At 40.5% G+C, this 21694-nt stretch carries 16 protein-coding genes; 7 read left to right on the top strand and 9 right to left on the bottom strand.

Annotated elements, in window-relative coordinates:
• Nucleotides 1–64: 64 nt before the first annotated feature.
• Nucleotides 65–2578, top strand: a complete 2514-nt coding sequence (locus GSQ74_RS02930; RefSeq protein WP_158989866.1) for a YfhO family protein — start codon at nucleotides 65–67, stop codon at nucleotides 2576–2578.
• Between the two features lie 278 nt (nucleotides 2579–2856).
• On the opposite strand, the gene GSQ74_RS02935 is transcribed toward GSQ74_RS02930, so the two are convergent.
• Together GSQ74_RS02935 and GSQ74_RS02940 are read right to left on the bottom strand one after the other, a co-directional pair.
• Nucleotides 2857–3615, bottom strand: coding sequence for a glycosyltransferase family 2 protein (locus GSQ74_RS02935; protein ID WP_158989868.1), 759 nt, complete (start codon nucleotides 3613–3615; stop codon nucleotides 2857–2859).
• Nucleotides 3608–4882, bottom strand: a complete 1275-nt coding sequence (locus tag GSQ74_RS02940; protein ID WP_158989870.1) for a glycosyltransferase family 4 protein — start codon at nucleotides 4880–4882, stop codon at nucleotides 3608–3610. The genes GSQ74_RS02935 and GSQ74_RS02940 overlap by 8 nt, the downstream gene beginning before the upstream one ends.
• Before the next feature lie 122 nt (nucleotides 4883–5004).
• Between GSQ74_RS02940 and GSQ74_RS02945 the strand changes: the two genes are divergently transcribed.
• Both GSQ74_RS02945 and GSQ74_RS02950 read left to right on the top strand, forming a co-directional pair.
• Nucleotides 5005–5523 carry a serine acetyltransferase gene (locus GSQ74_RS02945; RefSeq protein WP_158989872.1) on the top strand — a complete coding sequence of 173 codons (519 nt, stop codon included), beginning with the start codon at nucleotides 5005–5007 and terminating at the stop codon, nucleotides 5521–5523.
• A gap of 15 nt (nucleotides 5524–5538) precedes the next feature.
• Nucleotides 5539–6285 (top strand): bifunctional 2-polyprenyl-6-hydroxyphenol methylase/3-demethylubiquinol 3-O-methyltransferase UbiG, encoded by a 747-nt coding sequence (locus GSQ74_RS02950; RefSeq protein WP_158989874.1) that lies wholly within the window; start codon nucleotides 5539–5541, stop codon nucleotides 6283–6285.
• Nucleotides 6286–6341: 56 nt separating this feature from the next.
• On the opposite strand, the gene GSQ74_RS02955 is transcribed toward GSQ74_RS02950, so the two are convergent.
• From GSQ74_RS02955 to GSQ74_RS02965, 3 genes are all read right to left on the bottom strand, one after another.
• Complete coding sequence (locus GSQ74_RS02955) at nucleotides 6342–7262, bottom strand: glycosyltransferase (RefSeq protein ID WP_158989876.1); 921 nt, start codon at nucleotides 7260–7262, stop codon at nucleotides 6342–6344.
• Nucleotides 7263–7373: 111 nt separating this feature from the next.
• A complete protein-coding gene (locus tag GSQ74_RS02960; protein ID WP_158989878.1) occupies nucleotides 7374–8375 on the bottom strand; it encodes a glycosyltransferase in 1002 nt (333 codons plus the stop codon).
• Entirely contained in the window at nucleotides 8372–9403 is a 1032-nt protein-coding gene (locus GSQ74_RS02965; protein WP_158989880.1) for a glycosyltransferase, read from the bottom strand. The genes GSQ74_RS02960 and GSQ74_RS02965 overlap by 4 nt, the downstream gene beginning before the upstream one ends.
• A 51-nt stretch (nucleotides 9404–9454) precedes the next feature.
• Here GSQ74_RS02965 and GSQ74_RS02970 point away from each other — a divergent pair, with 51 nt between their 5' ends.
• Nucleotides 9455–10936 (top strand): lipopolysaccharide biosynthesis protein, encoded by a 1482-nt coding sequence (locus GSQ74_RS02970; protein WP_158989882.1) that lies wholly within the window; start codon nucleotides 9455–9457, stop codon nucleotides 10934–10936.
• Between the two features lie 82 nt (nucleotides 10937–11018).
• Here the strand turns inward: GSQ74_RS02970 and typA are convergent, their stop codons facing one another.
• Both typA and GSQ74_RS02980 read right to left on the bottom strand, forming a co-directional pair.
• The gene (typA, locus tag GSQ74_RS02975; RefSeq protein ID WP_158989884.1) at nucleotides 11019–12830 is read right to left on the bottom strand and encodes a translational GTPase TypA; all 1812 of its coding nucleotides are present in this window, start codon (nucleotides 12828–12830) and stop codon (nucleotides 11019–11021) included.
• 199 nt (nucleotides 12831–13029) lie between these two features.
• A complete protein-coding gene (locus tag GSQ74_RS02980; RefSeq protein ID WP_158989886.1) occupies nucleotides 13030–13530 on the bottom strand; it encodes a hypothetical protein in 501 nt (166 codons plus the stop codon).
• 666 nt (nucleotides 13531–14196) lie between these two features.
• On the opposite strand from GSQ74_RS02980, the gene GSQ74_RS02985 reads away from it, so the two are divergent.
• A complete protein-coding gene (locus GSQ74_RS02985; RefSeq protein WP_158989888.1) occupies nucleotides 14197–14358 on the top strand; it encodes a FeoB-associated Cys-rich membrane protein in 162 nt (53 codons plus the stop codon).
• A 63-nt stretch (nucleotides 14359–14421) separates the two neighbouring features.
• Entirely contained in the window at nucleotides 14422–17793 is a 3372-nt protein-coding gene (locus GSQ74_RS02990; RefSeq protein ID WP_158989890.1) for a glycosyltransferase, read from the top strand.
• Between the two features lie 200 nt (nucleotides 17794–17993).
• On the opposite strand, the gene ispF is transcribed toward GSQ74_RS02990, so the two are convergent.
• Together ispF and porV are read right to left on the bottom strand one after the other, a co-directional pair.
• Nucleotides 17994–18485 (bottom strand): 2-C-methyl-D-erythritol 2,4-cyclodiphosphate synthase, encoded by a 492-nt coding sequence (ispF, locus tag GSQ74_RS02995; protein WP_254060796.1) that lies wholly within the window; start codon nucleotides 18483–18485, stop codon nucleotides 17994–17996.
• Nucleotides 18486–18487: 2 nt separating this feature from the next.
• A complete protein-coding gene (gene porV / locus GSQ74_RS03000) occupies nucleotides 18488–19591 on the bottom strand; it encodes a type IX secretion system outer membrane channel protein PorV (RefSeq protein WP_158989892.1) in 1104 nt (367 codons plus the stop codon).
• A gap of 229 nt (nucleotides 19592–19820) precedes the next feature.
• Here porV and GSQ74_RS03005 point away from each other — a divergent pair, with 229 nt between their 5' ends.
• Complete coding sequence (locus GSQ74_RS03005) at nucleotides 19821–21458, top strand: SUMF1/EgtB/PvdO family nonheme iron enzyme (protein WP_158989894.1); 1638 nt, start codon at nucleotides 19821–19823, stop codon at nucleotides 21456–21458.
• Nucleotides 21459–21694 lie beyond the last annotated feature (236 nt).

The raw sequence follows: 21694 nt of genomic DNA on the forward strand, positions 1-21694 counted from the left end.
TAATTCCTTTTCTCGTTCAAATTTCTATTTTTGAAGAATATATATCCAATTTTAAATAATTCAGATGAATAACTGGTTCAAGCGCAATAGTATACACTTCATTATTGTTGCAATTTTAATTGTAATTTCTTTCGCCTACGTATTTACACCAATAATGCAGGGCAAATCCCTTAGTCAGAGCGATGTGGTACAAGCACAGGGAAGCCAAAAAGAAATAATGGACGTACGTGCCAAAACAGGCCACGCCCCGCTTTGGACCAACAGTATGTTTGGCGGTATGCCAACCTACCAAATCTGGACCTCGTTCCCTAACAGCATCACCACCTACGTGGTTGAAGGCATGAAAGCTACATTCCCTAACCCGGTTGATACCATTTTGCTTTGCTTAATAGGGGCTTATATATTATTTAGCGTATTAAAACTTAACCCATGGCTCGCGCTTGCCGGTGCAATAGCTTTCACATTCTCATCCTATAATTTTATTTTGATAGATGCCGGGCATGCCAACCAAATGTATGCTATCGCGTTTTTCGCACCGATAGTGGCGGGCGTGATACTCACCTTTAGGGGCAAATATTTATTAGGAGGCTCATTAACAGCCTTTGCCCTCGCAATGGAAATACGCTCAAACCACATACAAATGACCTATTACCTGTTAATAGCGTTATTAATATTGGTGATAGTTGAGCTTTACAATGCCATAAAAACCAAACAGATTAAACCATTCAGCACCTCGATTATTTACCTGGTTGCCGCCGTAATATTGGCAGTAATGGTAAACGCAGCCATGCTGTGGACCACCTCCGAGTATGCAAAGGAAAGTAACCGTGGCCCATCAAACTTAACACAACATACAACCGAACCAAGCAGCGGCTTATCAAAAGAGTATGCATACGGCTGGAGCCAGGGCGTAGGTGAATCCATCACCTTCCTAATCCCGAATGCGTATGGTGGCCCGTCAGGAATGTCTGCTTTAGATGTTCCAAGCTCAAATCTGGTAAAAGCATTTGAAGCAAAAGGTGCTTCTCAAGAGCAAGCCGAAGGCACCGTGCAGCAATTAGGCAACATGGGCGTGTCAACCTATTGGGGCGAAAAACCATCAACCAGCGGTCCTTTCTATTTTGGCGCAGCGGTTTGTTTCTTATTTATTTTGGGATTATTAATTGTACGCAGCAGGTTAAAATGGTGGCTGTTAGCTACTATTGTTTTAGTAATGCTGCTATCATTAGGTGGTAACTGGCCTGTCATATCCGACTTGTTCTTCAATTACTTCCCGATGTACAACAAGTTCCGTACGGTTGAATCTATTTTGGCTATCGCCGAACTATGCTTCCCGATAATGGCATTTTTGGCCCTTAACGAGGTTATTACTTCAACCGACAAGGCATACATCTTAAAGAAATCATTATTGGCATTATACATCACTGGTGGTATTGTTTTGATACTATTAGCACTGCCTGATGTATTTTTCAGCTTCAAAAATGCCCACCATCAGGATCTGGTTACAGGCCTTACACAAGCGTTACAGGGCGACAGTGCATATGCAAACAGCATTGCCAGCGCTTTAGTAACCGACCGTATCGCTTTATTCCGTGCCGATGCTTTGCGCTCACTAATATTTATCATTATCGCATTTGGTATTATATGGTTATTCCTGAAACAAAAGATAAATTTAACAATAGCTTCAGTTGCATTTATAGCGTTGATGTTGATTGATCTTTGGAGCGTTGATAAACGTTACCTGAACAACGATAATTTTGTAGAAAAAGCAGATTATCAACAGCCATTTAAACTGCGTGATGTAGATCAGATCATTTTACGTGATCCCGATCCTGATTACAGGGTACTAGACCTGAGCATGGGTAGCCCTTTCACAAATGCCTACACTTCTTATTTTTACAAGAGTATTGGCGGCTACCACGCAGCCAAGTTAAAACGTTATGATGAGTTGATCGATAACCAGTTTACCAAATCAACGAACCACGATGTTTTGGATATGCTAAACACCAAATACATCATTACTGCTGATCAAAAAACACAAGCAGCGGGTATGCAGGCAAATGAAACAGCCTGTGGTCATGCATGGTTTGTTAAAAGCGTAAAATATGTTGATAATGCCGACCAGGAAATGCAGGCCATCAGCGCATTTGACCCTAAAGACGAGGCGATTGTTGATAAACAATACAAGGGCCTGATCGACGGAAAAAACTTAGCCGTTGATCCATCATCAACCATCACATTAACCAGTTACGAGCCAGAGCACTTAGTTTATCAAACCGGGTCTACAACTACGCAAGTTGCCGTATTCTCTGAAATATACTACAAAGAAGGCTGGAAAATGCTGATAGACGGACAGGAACAACCTTACTTCCGTGCTGATTACCTATTGCGCGCAGCAGTTATCCCGGTAGGTAACCACAAAATCGAGTTCATTTTCCACCCGGCATCATACTATGTTGGCGAGGATATTTCATTAGCCGGTTCTATACTATTGGTAGTTGCCTTAGGTGGTGCCGCTTATGTAGAAAACAAGAAAAAAGGCAAACCTGAAGAAAAAAAGAAGGGGAAGAAAGCGTAATTAGCTAAATCTTGCAATATACTCACCACGCGTCATTGCGAGGCACGAAGCAATCTCTAAGCTATACAGCTTAGAGATTTTTTGTTTTAATGTTATTTACTGCTGTCATGCTGAGGCTCTCGAAGCATGTGGGCTGGCCTTTACGCTTATGCTTCGAGTACCTCAGCATGACAACGCACTTTTAACTATGTCATTGCGAGGAACGAAGCAATCGCACAAAGAAAAGCCACCTTGCATAGTTCGCGATTGCTTCGTTCCTCGCAATGACAATTATTTAATTAATCATTCGTCCGTCTATTCCTCAACCAATACCAGCCTAAATTAGCGGCAATAATAAAATGGTTAAAAACAGTTGGCACCAAACCATAGTGGTGTTTCATAATATCAAAACGCTCGGCAAGGCTTTGGCGATGTTTGGTTTTTGACATGCCGCCTACCAAATATTTAGCCACGTAGCGGTTAACGTTTACAGTCTTTTTGGCTTTTTTCGCTGCGCGGATGATCCAGTCGATATCGGCGCTTAATTGGTATTTGCGATCATAAGGCTCAATTAATGATCGTTTAATATAAATAGCCTGGTGACTAATACTCATCCCTAAATTAAACCCAAGCCAGTTAAATTGCTTCGGCGCTTTATGCCTGCGCTGACCGAGGCTTCGCCCCGAGTCATCAATCATCTCCGTTTCGCCGTAATAAATATCAGCATCATCGGCACTGGCAAAAACAGCAGTTACAGTATCAGCATCAAAAAACTCATCACCTGAATTCATGAAGATCACATAATCGCCTGTCGCCAAACCCAAACCCTTATTCATGGCATCATAAATACCCTCATCCTTTTCGCTGATGAATTTGGTAATGCGACTTTCATATTTTTTAATAATATCGATCGTACCATCATTGGATAACCCATCAACCACAATATATTCAATACCCGTATAAGTTTGATTAAGCACCGATAACATCGTACGCTCAATATCCTTTACATTATTGTAAACGATGGTAATTACAGAAAGTATGGGTGTAGCCTTAGCCATTATTTAATATCGAATTATAAATTTCCAAATACTGACTTGCTACCTTTTCGTTATTAAAAGTATTCAGCACCTTGTTTCTTGCATTGGCTGAGAGTTCGGCTTTATTATCCGCGTAAAGCATGGTGAAAATTCCCTTACCCATGTCATGCGCCGATTCAAACTCTGCCAGATAACCGTTTTGCAGATGATCTACCATCTCTGGTATCCCACCCACATTAAAGGCCACTACGGGCGTTCCACAGGACAGGGCCTCCATGACAGTATTAGGCAGATTATCTTCGATTGACGGCGTTACAAATACGTCTGCAAGGCTGTATATCTCCGCCAGCTCTGTTTGCGATGTGATCAAACTAAGCTGAACAACTTTAAACGGCAACTGACTCACATCAAAGTGCTTATTTTTCCCGAAGATCACCACCTCAACCAAACCTTTATCGGGGCAATCCACCACTAAATGGTTTAGGGCCTCAACCAGGTAACTTATCCCTTTGCGCCTGTCGTTTATATTGGCAGCGCCAAATAGTATCACTTTAGCAAATGGATTAATTCCCCAATTTTCACGCATATCCAGTTTATCCTTCGGCGAATATAGATCCGTATCGATAGGATTTGGAATAGAGGTGATATTAAAATTCTTTAATAACGAACTTTTCCTGGCTACTCCGGCCAGCCAACTGCTACAAGCTACAAAAGTTATATTTTTATTACCGGCATACATGGCAACTTTGCGTAGCCATCCGCTGTGCGAAATATCATCAGGGTTTTCATCCTGCAAAAAATAGCAATCGCCGCATTGGTTTATATAATGATTGCAGGCACCCGCATAATGACAACCGCCAGTGAAGGTCCACATATCATGCAGCGTCCAAACAATGGGCTTGCCTAAATTAACCAGTTCCTTCAAATCATTTATTGATAAAAAGCCGGAATTAGTCCAGTGCAGGTGCAAAATATCAGCATCCCTAATCAAAGGATTATTTTTTATACTGAAGCCCGCATTCGCGGTAGAAAATGCAAAACGTACGGTTTTATCACGCTCATGAAAAGCGATGAAAGGTAATCGTTCATATAAAAAATCAAATTTAGCCTTAAATCTTCCCCAGGCATTCGTTATAATGCCCGTTACTGCTGCCTCATTGGTCTTTTTATATTCTACTAAAAGCTTCGCGTCAATTTCCGCCTGTCCTTCCAGCGCCTTCAACAAGCGCAGGCAGGCAGCAGGTGCGCCGCCACCGGCATCAGAGGTATTGATCAAGATAACTTTCATCTACGCAAGTATAATACTATTTAAGTTCCAGTAGAAATTTGCTTTTACACACGCAAAATATTGTATGGGTACATTGCTGAAATATTTTACTTTTGATAGCAGATAAAACACATCGCCATAAAATGAACATATTTGCTTATTTATTTCAGGACCGGCAAGCAAACCGGCAGAATTTTAAGGCACAATTGGTTCTGTTTTTATTCAGGTTGGCGCAGCTTATCAACCGATCAATGATATTGAAGGTGATATTATATCCTTACCTACTATTATACCGTTATTGGGTAGACTGGGTTTGGGGCATTGAGCTGCCGCGTAAGCTTACCGTTGGCAAAGGACTAAGTTTGTACCACGGCCACGCTTTAGTAATTAACCAGGGCGTTATCATAGGCGAAAACTGTGCGTTACGGAACTCAACCACCATCGGCCACAAAAAATTAGTCGACGGTAGTTATAGTGCCTGTCCGCGTATTGGCAATAATGTTGATATTGGCGCCAATGTTTGTATTATTGGCGATATAGTGGTTGGCGATAATGTGATCATTGGGGCGGGTTCGGTAGTAACAAAAAGCATCCCATCGGGTAGTGTAGCTGTGGGCAACCCGGCAAGGATATTGGAAAAGAAACAGGAGAACATCAGCTAAACAGGCTATTTATTAATGGAGCAGAATTTAACCGACCGCGCGTTTTGGAAATCGTTTTGGGAATCAAGAAAAAATCTGATTCTTTATTTAAAACCTGATTATGTTTTTGGCGATATTTTAGCTGGACTGATTAAAGAAAAAGGAATCAAGAACGCCATTGAACTGGGTGGCTTCCCAGGATATTATTCTGTCTACCTAAAAAAATATCAGAATCTATCCACTACGCTTTTTGATTACTATATCCATGAAGGCTTAATCAAAGAACTATTAACCAAAAACGGTTTGAAAGATGGCGACATCAAAATTATCGAATCTGATCTGTTCAACTATACGCCCGAAGAAAAGTATGATATGGTGCTTTCTTTTGGTTTGATAGAGCATTTTAGCGATACCGCTTCCATCATTAAAACACACCTGCAATTTTTAAAACCTGGCGGCACTTTGTTCATCACCTTGCCAAACTTTACCGGTGTTAATGGCTGGGTGCAGAAGAATTTCGACAAAGAGAATTACGACAAACATTATATTGACTGTATGAAACCGGCGTTCCTTGCTGAAACCTGTAAGCGATTAGGCTTAAAAGAGGTGGAATCTTACTACCACGGCAAGTTTACCGTTTGGCTCGAGAATAAATCTGAACAAAGCGCAATAGCCAAATCAATAGTAAAAGCGATATGGGTAGCAGGTAAGGTTTTCACCAAAATTATCCCGATTGAAAGTAAGGCTTTATCACCTTATATTGTGGTGAAGGCGACAATGTAATTAGATGAATAAGCAGACTTACGAAGTTTTAAAAACTTCGTAAGTCTTGTAAGAAGCTATTTAGCCTTTGTAAAATACTTTATCCTCATCTGTTTTATAAACACCATCCCACGTTTAACCAAACTGCCTTTACGATTTTTCAGGAAGCTGCGGATGGCTTCGTGTGCCTGCTCATTTTCTTTTATTTCCGTCGGGAATTTTTTAACTACTTTTTGCGAGATCTTAACCTTGTAGGTATTCTCAATATTGGAATGCACCCCCGTGCCATCGTGCCCGATATTATGTACCAGCGAATTTGATGGGTTTAATGTTAAACCGCCTTTCAAAAAGATAGAGGCATACCAGCGTATAGCCCATGAATTATTTTTACCGGTTTTAAATTCCTGCATTTGTTTCCAGAAGTTCATGGTGCCATCAATAGAAAAGCGGCTGATCTTTTGTTTATCAAACTGCCCCATCAACTTATCGACATCCGGTTCAAAATCTTTCCATGCACGTGCCCATGTAGCCCATCCCCAGCTGGTAGCTATGCGATAGAAGAAAGTTTCTGGCAGCTTTTTATCGCCCAATTCGAACATGTAAGCGCCAATATGCATTACATTTTCTTCGTTGGCATATTTAGTCAGCGCCTCGTTAAAATATTGCAGGGAATATTTAGATGATAATAGGTCATCCTCAAAAACAATCACTTTGCCGTAATCCTTAACCAACTGCGTAACACCATCAATAATAGAGTTGGCCAAACCTTTATTCTGCTTACCTTCAATAACCTTAATCGATTTAAACCCGCTAACATCGCTTATCAACTGCCTTACCTCATCAACCTTGGCCTGATCGGCAGGCGCTTTAGCACCATCGGAAAATATAAACAGGCGCGATTCATCTGCCAGCAGGTTCTTCTGTAAAGAATTTAGCGTACGACGCGTATGCTCGGGACGGTTATAAACAAATAATGCAATAGGTGCAAGGTTTTGCATGTTGAAAGATAGATGTAGCGTTGATTTACACAAAGAACGGTATTAGCTTTTGCTAATTGTCCACCATTCTAAATTTGATTGTAGCGAAAGTAAAATTATAAGTGCAGTATTTCAAAACTTACTTTCATCGGCCTTGCCTAAGTTGCCTGCAAGGCCGTCATTAATTGCACCTAGCAGTTTTTGATACTCTTTTTGTTTTGAGCTGATGATACTCACCAATTTTAAATAAGTCAGGTAAAAGGTTTTATTGATATTGAACATCGACTTATTCTTCACGGCAACCCTTGAGTAAAAGTACAGCCTATTCCTGATATGATAATAAATCCTGAAATTCCATTGATCCAGCAATGCCGAATGCATGAACTTAGGCTTATACCCTATCCCCTGCGATTTATCAATATCCTCAATTCCACATTGTGGGATGATCCATATTTTACCGCCATCTTGGGTGATACGATAGGTGTATTCCGAATCATCCACATATAAATAAAACTCCTGGCTGGGGTAGCCAATCTCGGCAATCAGCTTCCGATGCATAAACATACCTCCATAAGGCGCATACGGAATAACTGCGGGTTGTTGCTCTCCTCCTTTTTTGTCAAACTTATCCAGCAGTTTATTAAACTGATTTTTAAACACTCTCGATAAGCTAAATCCCAAAAAGTTATCCGGCATCAGGTAATAGCGGTACGGGTCTTCGCCTTTGGTAATTTTAACGTGCTGTGCCCTGTCTTCGCGTAAGCAAAACAGCGCTTTTTTATTATTAGCACCTGCAATTATATTCCATTGTTTTAAAAGGTCAGGTATTACGTTTTCGCGCGGCAGGTTATCATCATCTAACAGAAAAAAGAAATCGTTATTAGTATTTTCAAACGCATATTGTATCCCTGCTTTATATCCCCCTGCTGAGCCTAAATTCTCCCCGCTATTAATTACAGTAATACGGCTATCATTTAACGCAGTAATCTTTTCACTAACGTTATAAACGGAAGCATTATTTACCACAATAACATTACCCACCTGCTCATATTTTAACAATAGCCCGATAACCCGGCTTAAAAAAGCCCACCGGTCGCCGTAGGTAACTGTTATTATGCTGATCTTATAATTCAAAACTTCTCTGGATTAGCTTTTCCTAAATTTCCGTTTAAACCATCGTTAACGGCTACTAAAAATTTCTTGTATTCTTTTTGTTTGGATGACAAGATACTTAGCACCTTCAATTTACCTATAAAAAGCACTTTATTAATATTGAATACCAACGCATTTTTTAACGATGTTTTATAATGAAAGTAAACACTGTTCCTCACCCGGTAATACATCCTGAAACCCCATAAGTCAAGGTAATTTGACGAAAAGGTACCCGGTTTATAATCCCCCCTTACATCTGTGGTATCAATATCGCTGATCTTTGATGCGGGTATTAACCAAATAGTTCCACCGTTTTGGGTAACCCTGTAGGTATACTCCTCATCATCAACATATAAATAAAACCGTTCGTCGGGGTAGCCAATCTTATCAATCATCTGCCTATGCAGAAAAAAGCCACCGTAAGGCACGTAAGGCATTCTAACTTTTGGGGCGATAGTTTTTGGGATTGATGAATCCTCGCTCTTTTTAAACTTTTTAGCAATTTTAGCCAGTTTGTTATGACCGATCTTCAAAAATGAAAATCCTAAAAAATCATCGGGTATTAAATAGTATTTATATGGATCGGCACCCTGCGCGAATTTGGAATCAATTTCACGGTCGGTTCGCAGACTGAAAAGCGCTGTAGTATCGCCTTTAGCATCAAGGTCAACCCAGGTATTCAGCAATACATTAAGCGCATCGCTATCGGGTAAATTATCATCATCCAGTAACCAAACAAAATCATCATCTAAATGCTGATGCGCATAAGCAATACCGTGATGATACCCACCTGCCGAACCCAGATTTTCTGCATGATCAATTAATACCACACGGCCATCACCTATCTCGTCAATTTTTTCCTTAACATTATAGGTCGATCCGTTATTTACAACAACAATATGGCTTATGAATTTATGGCTGCGCAATCGCTCAATTATCTGGCTTACCAGCCCCCATCGATTGCCGTAAGTAACCGTAATTGCACAAGTTTTATTTTCTATTTTTGGCATTGATTTTCAAAAGTACATTTTTTATTAATACAGGCGGTTAGCCATAATTAAATGGGAGTTATAAAGCAGCAAACAATAAAAGGCACTATGTATTCATACATAGGTATAGTTATTGGTTTTGTGTCGATGATTATTATACAACCGCATGCCTTAACGGCTGAAGAGGTTGGCCTTACCGGGATATTACTCTCGTTCTCTTTGCTATTTTCCCAGTTCGCGTTGCTGGGTTTTGGCGGTACGGCAAGATATTTTCCCTATTTCAGGAGTGAAGAAAAAAAGCATCACGGCTATCTGTTTCTCTTTTGCATTGTGGCGCTTGTGGGCACCATTATATTTATTATCTCGGTTTATGTTTTTAAAGCTCAGATCATCGGCAGCAAACATAAAAACTCTTCCCTGTTCGACAGGTATTACTGGTACCTGATACCACTTATCATTTTTACGGTATACTTTAACGTATTCGACCTGTACGCCAGGGTAATGTACAATGCCACATCAGGCAAGGTGTTAAAGGAGTTTACCAAGCGTATATTCATATTTATACCATTGGCGCTGATATATTTTAAGCTGATAAGCTTTGAAACATTTATGGTGTTGTGGCTGGTTGCCAATGCTTTCCCAACGGCATTGCTACTCATTCGTTTAATCCGTGATGGGCATTTCTTTTTAAATCCCGACTTCTCCTTACTGGATAAGGAAATGACCAGGAACCTGATCAATATCAGCATTTGGGGACTAATGGTAGGTTCATCCCCTTTAATTGTTGAAAGTATCGACGAGTACATCATCAACAAAAAATTTGGCCTGACCGATACCGGTATTTATACCATTACATCCTACGTTGCCATTATAATTACCTTACCGGTACGCTCATTATACAGCATCGCGACAACAGTAATTGCCGAAGCCTGGAAAACCAATGATCTGAACACCATTCAATCGGTATATAAGAAGAGCTGCATCAATCAATTAATTACAACACTGTTCCTGTTCATTATTATTTGGGCCTGCGTTGATGATCTTTTTATCTATCTACCCGAAAAATATCAATTGGGTAAGTATGTGATATTTTTCACTGCACTCGGCAATTTAATTGATTCGGCAACAGGCATAAACGGTGTTATCCTGAGTACCTCAAAATATTACAGGTACGACGGGCTTTTTTATGTACTCCTGATAGGCGTTACTGTAGGTGGTAATTTACTTTTCATCCCTTATTATGGCATCACGGGGTCGGCCATTGCGGCGGCGGTTACGTTTTTGATATTTAACGTTTTTAGGTACCTGTTTATACTCAAGGTATACAAAATGCAGCCTTTCACCATGAGCAGCCCAATTGCCTTATTGGTGGGTGTCGCGGTGTATTTCGTGTCTACCTTAATCATCCCGCAAATGAGTAATCACATTGTGGATATTATAGTACGAAGTGCATTTATTACATTAACCTTCGGCCTGTCTGTTTACTACCTAAAGCTATCTGATGATATTAATATTGTTGTAAATAGCTTTTTATCGAAGTTGAAGAAAACCTAGCATTACCTTTTTTAATTAAAATATCCAGACACAAAAAAAGGGGCAAATAAATTTGCCCCTTTTTGTATTTAGTATATTTTAATTACTGAGCTTGAAACTTCTTAGCGTTAATTCTACGCTCATTTTCATTCAGATATATTTTACGCATGCGGATGCTTTGCGGTGTAACCTCGATGTATTCATCAGCCTGGATGTACTCCATTGATTCTTCTAACGAGAATTTGATAGCTGGTGCTATACGTACGTTGGTATCGCTACCTGATGCACGCATGTTAGTTAACTGCTTGCCTTTAGTTAAGTTAATAACCAAATCGTTATCGCGGATGTGCTCGCCTAAAACCTGCCCTTCGTAAACATCAACTCCCGGATCGATGTGGAAACGACCACGATCCTGTAATTTATCAATTGCGAAAGCAGTAGTTTTACCAGTATCCATTGATACCAATACACCATTTAAACGGCCCGGGATCTGACCTTTCCAAGGCTCGTAAGCTTTGAAACGGTGAGCCATGATAGCCTCGCCACCGGTAGCGGTTAATACGTTGTTACGTAAACCAATAATACCACGTGCAGGGATATCAAACTCTAAGTGCTGTAAATCGCCCTTTGGTTCCATAATTAACAGGTCGCCTTTGCGTTGTGTTACTAACTCAATTACTTTACCAGCAACTTCACCCGGTACATCAACAATCAGGGTTTCAACCGGCTCACATTTAACACCATCAATTTCTTTGATGATAACCTGTGGCTGGCCTACTTGTAATTCATAACCTTCGCGACGCATGGTCTCGATCAATACTGATAAATGGAGAATACCACGACCATACACTAGGTATGAGTCAGGCGATTCGGTTTCAACAACCTTAAGCGCCAGGTTTTTTTCCATTTCCTTGTATAAACGATCACGTAAGTGGCGTGAAGTAACAAATTTACCTTCTTTACCAAAGAAAGGTGAAGTATTGATGGTAAACAACATATTCATTGTTGGCTCATCAATGTGTATTACTTCCAGTTGTTCTGGTTTATCAAAATCAGCAATAGTATCGCCAATATCAAAACCTTCAATACCTACAACCGCGCAAATATCACCAGCACTAACTTCGGTAGCTTTAACCTTACCTAAGCCTTCAAAAGTGTATAATTCTTTAATTCTTGTTTTTTGAATCTTGCCATCGCGTTTTACCAACGATACCGCCATGCCTTCTTTGATAGTACCACGAGCCACACGACCAATAGCGATACGACCTACGAATGAAGAATAATCCAACGAAGTGATTTGCATTTGCAAAGTACCTTCGTTAATTGGTGCCGGTGGAATGTTTGCCAAAATAGCATCCATTAACGGGAATATATCAGTAGTAGGTTGTTTGTAATCTGTGCTCATCCAGCCTTGTTTTGATGAACCGTAGATAACCGGAAAATCCAGTTGCTCTTCAGTTGCTTCAAGGTTGAAGAATAATTCAAATATTTGTTCGTAAACTTCTTCAGGGCGACAGTTTTCTTTATCTACCTTGTTTACTACAACAATTGGTTTTAAGCCTAACGCCAAAGCCTTTTGTGTTACGAAACGTGTTTGAGGCATAGCGCCTTCAAAAGCATCGCAAAGCAACAATACGCCGTCAGCCATTTTTAATACACGTTCAACCTCACCGCCAAAGTCGGCGTGACCAGGTGTGTCAATGATGTTGATCTTAACATCTTTGTACATTACCGACACGTTTTTTGACACGATGGTAATACCACGCTCGCGTTCAAGGTCGTTGTTATCCAGTATCAATTCACCGGTTGATTCGTTGTCCCTGAAAATTGAACAAGCATGTAGGATTTTATCAACCAAAGTAGTTTTACCGTGGTCAACGTGAGCGATAATCGCTATGTTTCTTATTTTTTGCATTGAAATGCGCCTCTAATTTTGGCGCAAAGGTACGCTTAATATATGAGAATTTCAAGCGTTTGCAACTTATTGAGTAATAATGACAAAGATTACCAACAGAAAAACTATTTCTCAAACGCTCAGCCCAAAAAACTTAGGCACCGCTTTATAAACAAAAACGCCCTCACTAAGGGCGTTTAACGGGGCTAACAATCTTTTTTTATTGAAAGCGTTCATTATAAATACCAACCGCTTTACTGGTATGGTGGCTGGCATTTACCAGGTGCATTATCCCGGCAATTAAAAAACCTGTGGCAATACCGGTAAACACATACGCGCCCGTAAAGTCATGGTGCTGGTAAGTGGGCTGCCCGTTAACAGATGATGTGCCGTCAAGCTTACTCTCGTGTATAAACTCAAATGTGGCGGCTAACGACGAAGCTAAAAATATCCCTCCTGAAACCCGTGCCCAGGTGATCTCAGTTTTTGCTTTGGATATGTCGGGTGCCGAAGGTGCATACGCCAGTAGTCGCAACTTTACTTCGTCAGAGGTTGCCAATTGGCCACCAATAGTATACAGGAAGGAAGAATGCCGGCCTTCTCCAACCGGAATGATCTTTATAATGCTATCGGCCTTTGCTTGCTGCCTTGGATTTACTTGCGCCTTGGCTAATATAGACGACATCACTAAAAAAACTGTGATAATAATAGGATTTTTCATCTTTTGAAATTGTTGGTGTAAGTTAAACTTATTGTGACTTTTATGTAAGTTAAACTCACCCATTTGGCTATTGTTAATCCCAAACCTGTAACAAATTGATTACTACTACTAAATATGGCCAATAACGCAATTCAGCCTTCATTTTCACGCTGTAACTATTTTGTTAGGTATTTATAAACCATTGCCGGTAAGATTTCTTTTTCATTAAATATTTCTTTAACTTACATCAGTAATCTTTTTTTCATTTGACCGAAAAATATCACGCAGGTATTTACCTAACCTGAATCATAATATGGAAATGCTTGTTTTTGGCGACAGGGATTATCCGGGGATATTATTACCAACATCGCAGGGCCGCTATTTCCCAAATAAGGACGATGGATCTTACAGCAAAAAGTAAATTATGAACCTATTATTCAAGCCGCCCGATGGCGGCCTAAAATTGAGTACAGGTTATTATATTTGTGGCCAAACGGCGATGATAAGCCAACCCGTACTATTAACCCGGCAAGGTTAAGCCGTAGTAAGTAGTAAAACTAGTTGGTGTGAGTTATAATCAGTATTTTGACTGGGTTGGTGGTACTGTGGCATTTACAAAAAAGTAAACCTTATACTATTTAGTTTGTCTGTACGTATATATAATGTAAAATGTATTAAATTTGTGACATGAATTTCCAGGTAATTATAGTTCTTGTATTGTTTGCCGCCGCATTGTTTTATGTAGGCCGCATGGTATATAAAAGCCTGTCTGCAAAAAAAGGCTGCGGCAGCAACTGTAAATGTGGTGTTGATTTTTCGGGCGTTGATGCCGTTAAAACACATAAATAAACATTAGCATTGCATATAACTCTAATCACAACTCAATAATTTTCCCTAAAACTTTTTTACTGAATGTCAGACAAGCAGGTTTTTCAAGCTGATTCTAAGGGGCGGTGGCTTCGTTTTAAATGGGTTAGCCGTGTATTAATATTGGTACTTGCCAGCGCTTTAGTTGCTGCTGCAATTGCTATTACATCAAAACAGTATCCAGCTCTTCCTAATTTAAATGAAGCACCAAAAGCTTTAACAAAGGAGAATATTGAGGCCCTGAAAAAGACGGCCAAATACAAAAAATTCACCATACAGGTAAACGAAATTAAAAAGATGGAGCGTGCAAAACGCTTGCATCAGCTTAAACAGCCAAATAATAAAGACCGTATAAACGCCGGTTTTTACATGCCATGGGATCCGCAGGCATACAATTCACTTGCCGACCATATGAGCAAGCTGGATATGGTGGTGAGTGAAGGCTTTTCCATCACCCAAAATGCCGATACCATTACTTCTAGTATTGATACAGGCTTAATAAGGCTTAATAAACGGTATAAAAAACCGGTATTAATATCCATTTCAAATTACATTAACTACAGCAGCAATACCGGCGATTTTGACACTAAAGATGTTGACCGTATTGTAAAAAGCAAAAAAGCACGTACCGAATTTATCGGCAGTATTGTAAGGGCATTAACTAAATATAATTTCAAGGGTATCGATCTTGATTTCGACAATATCCTCGACCGCAATACCCCAAATTATATAGAGTTTGAGAAAGAACTTTATGCTACCCTGCATGCACACAACTTCCTGGTTACTCAAAATGTGATACCGGAGGATGAGCAGTACGATCTGGTAAAATTGGCCGCTATGAATGACTTCCTTTTCATTATGGCTATTGACCAGCATGATGAAAACAGCAATGCGGGTGAACTTTCAAACCAGCATTGGGTAGAGGAAATTCTGGATGCTGTATGCTCTAAAATACCAAGCGAAAAAGTTATTTTAACCATACAGGGCGGCGCTTATGACTGGCCTGCTAAAAGTATAGGTAAAACAATAGGCTACCAACAGGCTATCAGTACCGCGCAGGAAATGAAAAGCAAGATCACTTATGATCCGAGCTCTGCCAACCTGCATTACAGTTATTTGGGCGAGGATAGCCTTACCCATACCGTTTACTTTACCGATGCTGCTACCAATTTTAACATCATCCGTATGGCGGATGATTGGGCAACAGGCGGTGTGGCCTTATGGCGCTTAGGCTCAGAAGATCCGCGTTTGTGGACTTTCTTCCAAAAGAACTTATCTATTGATTCATTAAGAAAAACAGGCGTTGATATTAAAGGATTAACGCAGGTTGGTTTAAATAACCGTATTGATTATACCGGCGATGGCGAGGTATTGGATTTGGTAACTACCCCGGTAGCCGGCCAAATTGATGTAAAACTAGATACATCCACCTATGTAATAACCAACCAGCAATACATTAAACTGCCTACCAAATATGTTATACGCCGCTATGGCTATGCGCCGGGCAAAATAGTTTTAACCTTTGATGATGGACCCGACCCTGATTATACCCCGCGTATATTAGATATTTTAAAACGTGAGCATGTACCCGCTGCATTTTTTGTGGTAGGATCAATGGCTGAAAAGAATATACAGATATTACGCCGCGAGTTTGATGAAGGCTACGAAATTGGTAACCACACCTATTATCACCCTGATATTTCAACCATCAGTTTGGAACGCGTTAACCTGGAACTGAATGCAACCCGCCGTATTATTGAGTCGGTAACAGGCCGCAGTACCATCTTATTCCGCCCTCCATATAATGCAGATGCGGAACCGCAAACACTGGCCGAAATTATCCCGGTAGCTATGGCACGCCAGCAAAGTTATATAACCGTTGGTGAATCTATTGACCCTTGGGATTGGTATCCGGGTGTAACTGCTGATAGTATTATTGCCCGTGTGGAAAGGCAAAAAGATGCCGGATCATTCCTATTATTGCATGACGCAGGTGGCGAAACCCGTGAGCAAACTGTTAAAGCCTTGCCCGAGATTATCCACTTCTTTAAAAGCCATGGTTACCAGTTTACTACCATAGCCGATATATTGCACAAAACCAAGGCTGAATTAATGCCTCCTATTAAGGATGATGCAAACAGCGGGTTTGTGGGTTTCTTTTACAACATTTATGTAAACGGTTCATTCTATCTTAATTGGTTTTTAATCTACCTTTTCCTTACTGCTATATTCCTGGCATTGGGCAGGGTTGTATTAATTGGCATACTTGCCGTAAAGCAATATGCGGATAGTAAAAAATATACTGCTTTAAAGCCGGGAGATGTTGAATCACCACCTGTAAGTATTATTGTACCGGGTTATAACGAAGAGGTTACCGTTGTAAAAACCATTGAAAGCTTACTAAAAACTGAGTATCCCGATTTTGAGATCATCTTTATTAATGATGGATCAAAGGATAAAACGCTTGAAATTGTAACTAAAGCTTTTGGCGATAACCCTTTAGTGCATATACTTGATAAACCCAATGGTGGGAAGGCAACGGCTTTAAACTTTGGCATATCGCACGCGAAAAACGCGTTTGTAGTTTGTATTGATGCCGATACACAGCTAAAAACAGATGCCGTTTTCCATTTGATGACTTATTTCATTGATGAAGAAATTGGCGCGGTGGCAGGTACTGTAAAAGTTGGTAATACACACAACATGATCACCAACTTCCAGGCTATCGAGTATATCACCGCCCAAAATATGGACAGGCGCGCATTCGACCTGATCAATAGTATTACGGTGGTTCCGGGTGCGATTGGCGCGTTCCGCAAGTCAGCAATTTATAAAGCCGGAGGATTTACTTACGATACCCTGGCCGAAGATTGCGATTTAACTATGCGCATACTAAAAGCGGGCTATATCGTTAAAAATTGTGACGATGCAATCGCTTATACCGAAGCACCTGAAACAGTAAGCATCCTGCTTAAACAGCGTTTCCGTTGGAGTTTTGGCGTAATACAAAGCTTCTGGAAAAACAAGGATGCCTTGTTTAACAAGAAATACAAATTCTTTGGAATGATAGGCATGCCTAACATTTTATTATTCCAGATTATACTACCATTATTCTCGCCGATTGCCGATTTGCTGATGGTATTCGGTTTATTTGGCGGTCATCCGGGTAAAATATTGTTTTACTATGTAGCCTTTATCGTGGTTGATTTTATTGTAGGCGTTATTGCTTTCTGGATGGAGAAAGAGGATTACAGAAAGCTATTTTACATCATCCCGCAACGCTTTATATGGCGCCAGTTAATGTATTACGTATTGTTTAAATCAATACGCAGGGCTTTAAAAGGTGAGCTTAGTGGTTGGGGCACTGTTAAACGTACAGGTACAGTAACAATGAAGGAATCGTCTCCGAAAAATTAATTTTTAATAATTATTAAAATAATTCAAGCGAGGGTTTAGCTAATATTTAGGCTAAACCCTCGTTTTTTATTTGGCTATCCACCCCATAAATGGGACGGCAATGAATATTAAATCTTGTTTTTGTGACCATTGCCGTTGACTTTAGTCAACGGATTAAGAGAATTGAAGCGTGGCTTTAGCCCAAACAAAGTTGACGCCAATCAATTTAGCTCCGTCCGCTCTATCAAACAAACAGCGTAGGCAACAACGCCTTCTTCTCTGCCTATAAAACCTAACTGCTCGTTAGTGGTGGCTTTTATGGATATATCCTCTTCGCTGATACCTGCGGCTTTGGCAATATTTACCTTCATTGCCGGGATGTGTGGATTTATTTTGGGTGCTTCAAGGCAAACCATGGCATCGATATTGCCAATTCCCCAATTCTTCTCTTTTAATAATGCTACTACATGCTGCAATAGTACCAGGCTACTAATGCCTTTCCACCTTGCATCCGTATTAGAAAAATGAAATCCAATATCGCGCAGATTAGCTGCGCCTAATAGGGCATCGCAAATAGCATGCAATAGCACATCAGCATCCGAATGACCGAAGGCCCCCGCATGATGCTCCAAATTAACTCCGCCTAAAACAAAAGGGTGCTGTTCCTTTAACTGGTGTACATCAAACCCAAAACCTACTTTAATTTTTCCCACTGTTATTTAGTACCGCCAAAGCTAGCTGTTAATGAAAAACGTAATGTATTAGCCAAAGGGCTGTTTTGCTGGCTGGCCGCCAGATATGAAAAATCGAAACCGAAGTCGTTGTATTTAAAACCAACGCCAAGTGTTAAATAATGACGGCCGCCTACTGCGTTATTTTCAAAGTAGTAGCCACTGCGCAATGCAAATACCTGGTTATACCAAAACTCGCCACCTACCGAATAGTAGATCTCTTTAAACTCTTCAGCAGCGCTAACATCCGAAAAAGATTGAAAAATACCCGCCGGAACCGATACATCGCTATTGGGGTTGCTTGGAACTAAAAGTTTGTTAATATCGGCAGTTAGCGTAAATGTGCTCAAATCGTCCAATGCCCAGGTATTAGCTGCACCAACACGTAAATTGGTAGGTAAATACTCAGCAGGCCCCGCGGTAGAATAACTTACTTTAGAGCCTATATTTGATATATCGCCACCAAGTGAAAGAATATTTCCGTTACCATCAGGTTTTGTATAATAGGCAGATACATCAGCAGCTACCGCATTACCCGCGCCTTGTGTTGGGGTAGATGCAGAACCATCGGATATATTAGAGTGGATATAACGCAAGGTTAATCCCAATGAAAAATCATCGCCAAATTTCCTTGCAAGCGATACATCAAATGCAAGCTCAGATGGTGTAAAATTGCCCAACTGCTCATTTTCGTTACCGGTTTGCTGTACAGTACCTATATTAAAATAGCGTAATGATGCGCCTATAGTATTACGATCATCTAATTTATGCGCGAAACTCAGGTATGATAAACTAATATCGGGTGCCAAATTACGCAACCATGGGCTGTATGATACGCCTACCACATCATTGTCGGGTATGAAAGCTAATTTTGACGGGTTCCAGTAATTGGCGTTTACATCAGGAGAAAGCGCTACACCGGCATCACCCATAGCGCCTGAACGCGAATCGGGAGATATGGTTAAGGATGGTACTGCTATAGGGATAGCATTGCCATTACTACCATTTAAAGTGGTTTGTGCAAAGGTTAAAACCGGCAATAACAACGTAACAGAAACAAGCAGACCTTTTTTAGTAAAAAATATCATCGAAACATTTTAAAGTTTAATCTTTGTTTAAAAACATTTAGGGCATGCAAGCATAAGCATAAATGCTTTTGCCTCAAAAATATTTGTGTAAATGTAACACATCTCGCACTCTTTACGTTTAAAAGCCTAAATAGGTTTTTTAATTTGACCTGTTGGGCATAAAAGTTAGCTTTTTACCCAAATGTTTTTAAATTTACACTTCTAAAATCTTTAATATAACTGTAAAAATATGAAAATACTTTTTACTAAAACTGCTTTTGTGATGTTGGGTGTTGTAGCCTTGTTAAGCAGTTGTTCGAAAAAGCAACAGTCTGAAAAAACTGGTATCCCTTATAATGACAGGGCTAACGGTGGTTACACCAAATTTCGCCAAACCCACCCTTCACCGGGCCCGGGCCTTGTTCCTATTGAGGGTGGTACATTTGTTTTGGGCGGCAGTGCCGATCAGGATGTAACATTTGACTACAACAATGTTCGCCAGCGTGTAACTATTCCATCGTTCTACATGGATGAAACCGAGGTTTCCAACCAGGATTGGTTAGATTACCTGCACTGGATAAGCGTTACTTTCCCTCAGGATCACGAGTTATATTATAATGCATTACCAGATACATTGGTATGGCGCAGGCCTTTATCATACAATGAGCCTTACGTACAAAATTATTTAAGGCACCCTGCATTCCAGGATTACCCGGTAGTTGGCGTATCATGGGATCAGGCGCAGGATTACTGCCAATGGCGTACCGACCGTGCCAACGAATTTATTTTGCAACAAAAAGGCATATTAGCATCAGCTAAAGATAATAAAGGTAAAGCTCCGGCTGCTCCGGCAGGTCAAACTCCATTCAATACCGATATGTACCTGAATGGCCAATACAGAGGCGCAGGCATCGACGGTAAAAAAATGTTACCTGATTTGAACGCCGGTAATACTACTGGAAAAGGTAAATCTGTTAGGCCTGTACGTTTAGAGGATGGGATCTTGAAACAAGCATACCGCTTGCCTACAGAAGCTGAGTGGGAATATGCCGCTTTAGCATTGGCCGGAAATACGCAGTTTGAAAACATTAACGATGGTAAAATATACCCTTGGAATGGCCTTGGCGTACGTTCACCTAAAAAAGCAACACGTGGTATGATATTAGCCAACTTTAAACGTGGCGAAGGTGATAACGCGGGTGTTGGTGGTTATTTGAATGATAAGGCCGACATAACCGCGCCTGTACGTTCATACCCACCTAATGATTTTGGTTTATACAACATGGCAGGTAACGTTAACGAGTGGGTACAGGATACCTATCGCCAAACTTCATACGAAGAAGTTGATGACTTTAACCCTTTCCGTGGTAACGAGTATACTAACAAACGTTTAGCCGACCCTGTTAAAGGCATCTATGCTAAAGATAAATACGGCCACCCTATAAAGGATGCGGCTACATCACGTAAAAAATTAACTTATGCTGAGCTTATCGCTTCACAAGGTGGTACTCCTCCAGCAACTACAGGTGGCGCTCCAACTGTAGCAGGACAACCTGCAAATGCAAATTCAGCAGCTGCGCCACTTAGAAGTGATTTAGTTGGCAAAGCGTATAACGCCGATCAAAGAGGTTATAGCGATACTGTAAACCGTGTATTATATGGCACAACTACTTTAGTTCACGATCAGTCTAAAGTTTACAAAGGCGGTTCATGGAACGATTTGGCTTACTGGTTAAACCCTGCAACCCGCCGTTTTATGGATGAGGACGAGTCAAGTGCTGAAGTTGGTTTCCGTTGCGCAATGGACCTTGTAGGTTCTCCGGAAATACATCCACAAGGAAAACCTCACTTTGGTGTTAAAAAAGCAAAAGCATTTAAAGCAAACTAAGCTTTAAAACTTAATAAAAGCTGAAAGGCGAAAGGTGTATTACCTTTCGCCTTTTTTATTTAATGTAATTTTTCAAACTTACTATTACGAGGTGCGAAGCAATAATATCGTTGTCATTCTGAGGGACGAAGAATCTGTACAGTAGTATCCAGCCGTACAGATTCTTCGCTGCCGCTCAGAATGACAATTGGGAATTTAGCCTGTGGTCGGTGTTTTCACCATAGGTGTTCGGAAGA

This window comes from Mucilaginibacter sp. L196, from assembly GCF_009765905.1.
Classification (GTDB): domain Bacteria; phylum Bacteroidota; class Bacteroidia; order Sphingobacteriales; family Sphingobacteriaceae; genus Mucilaginibacter.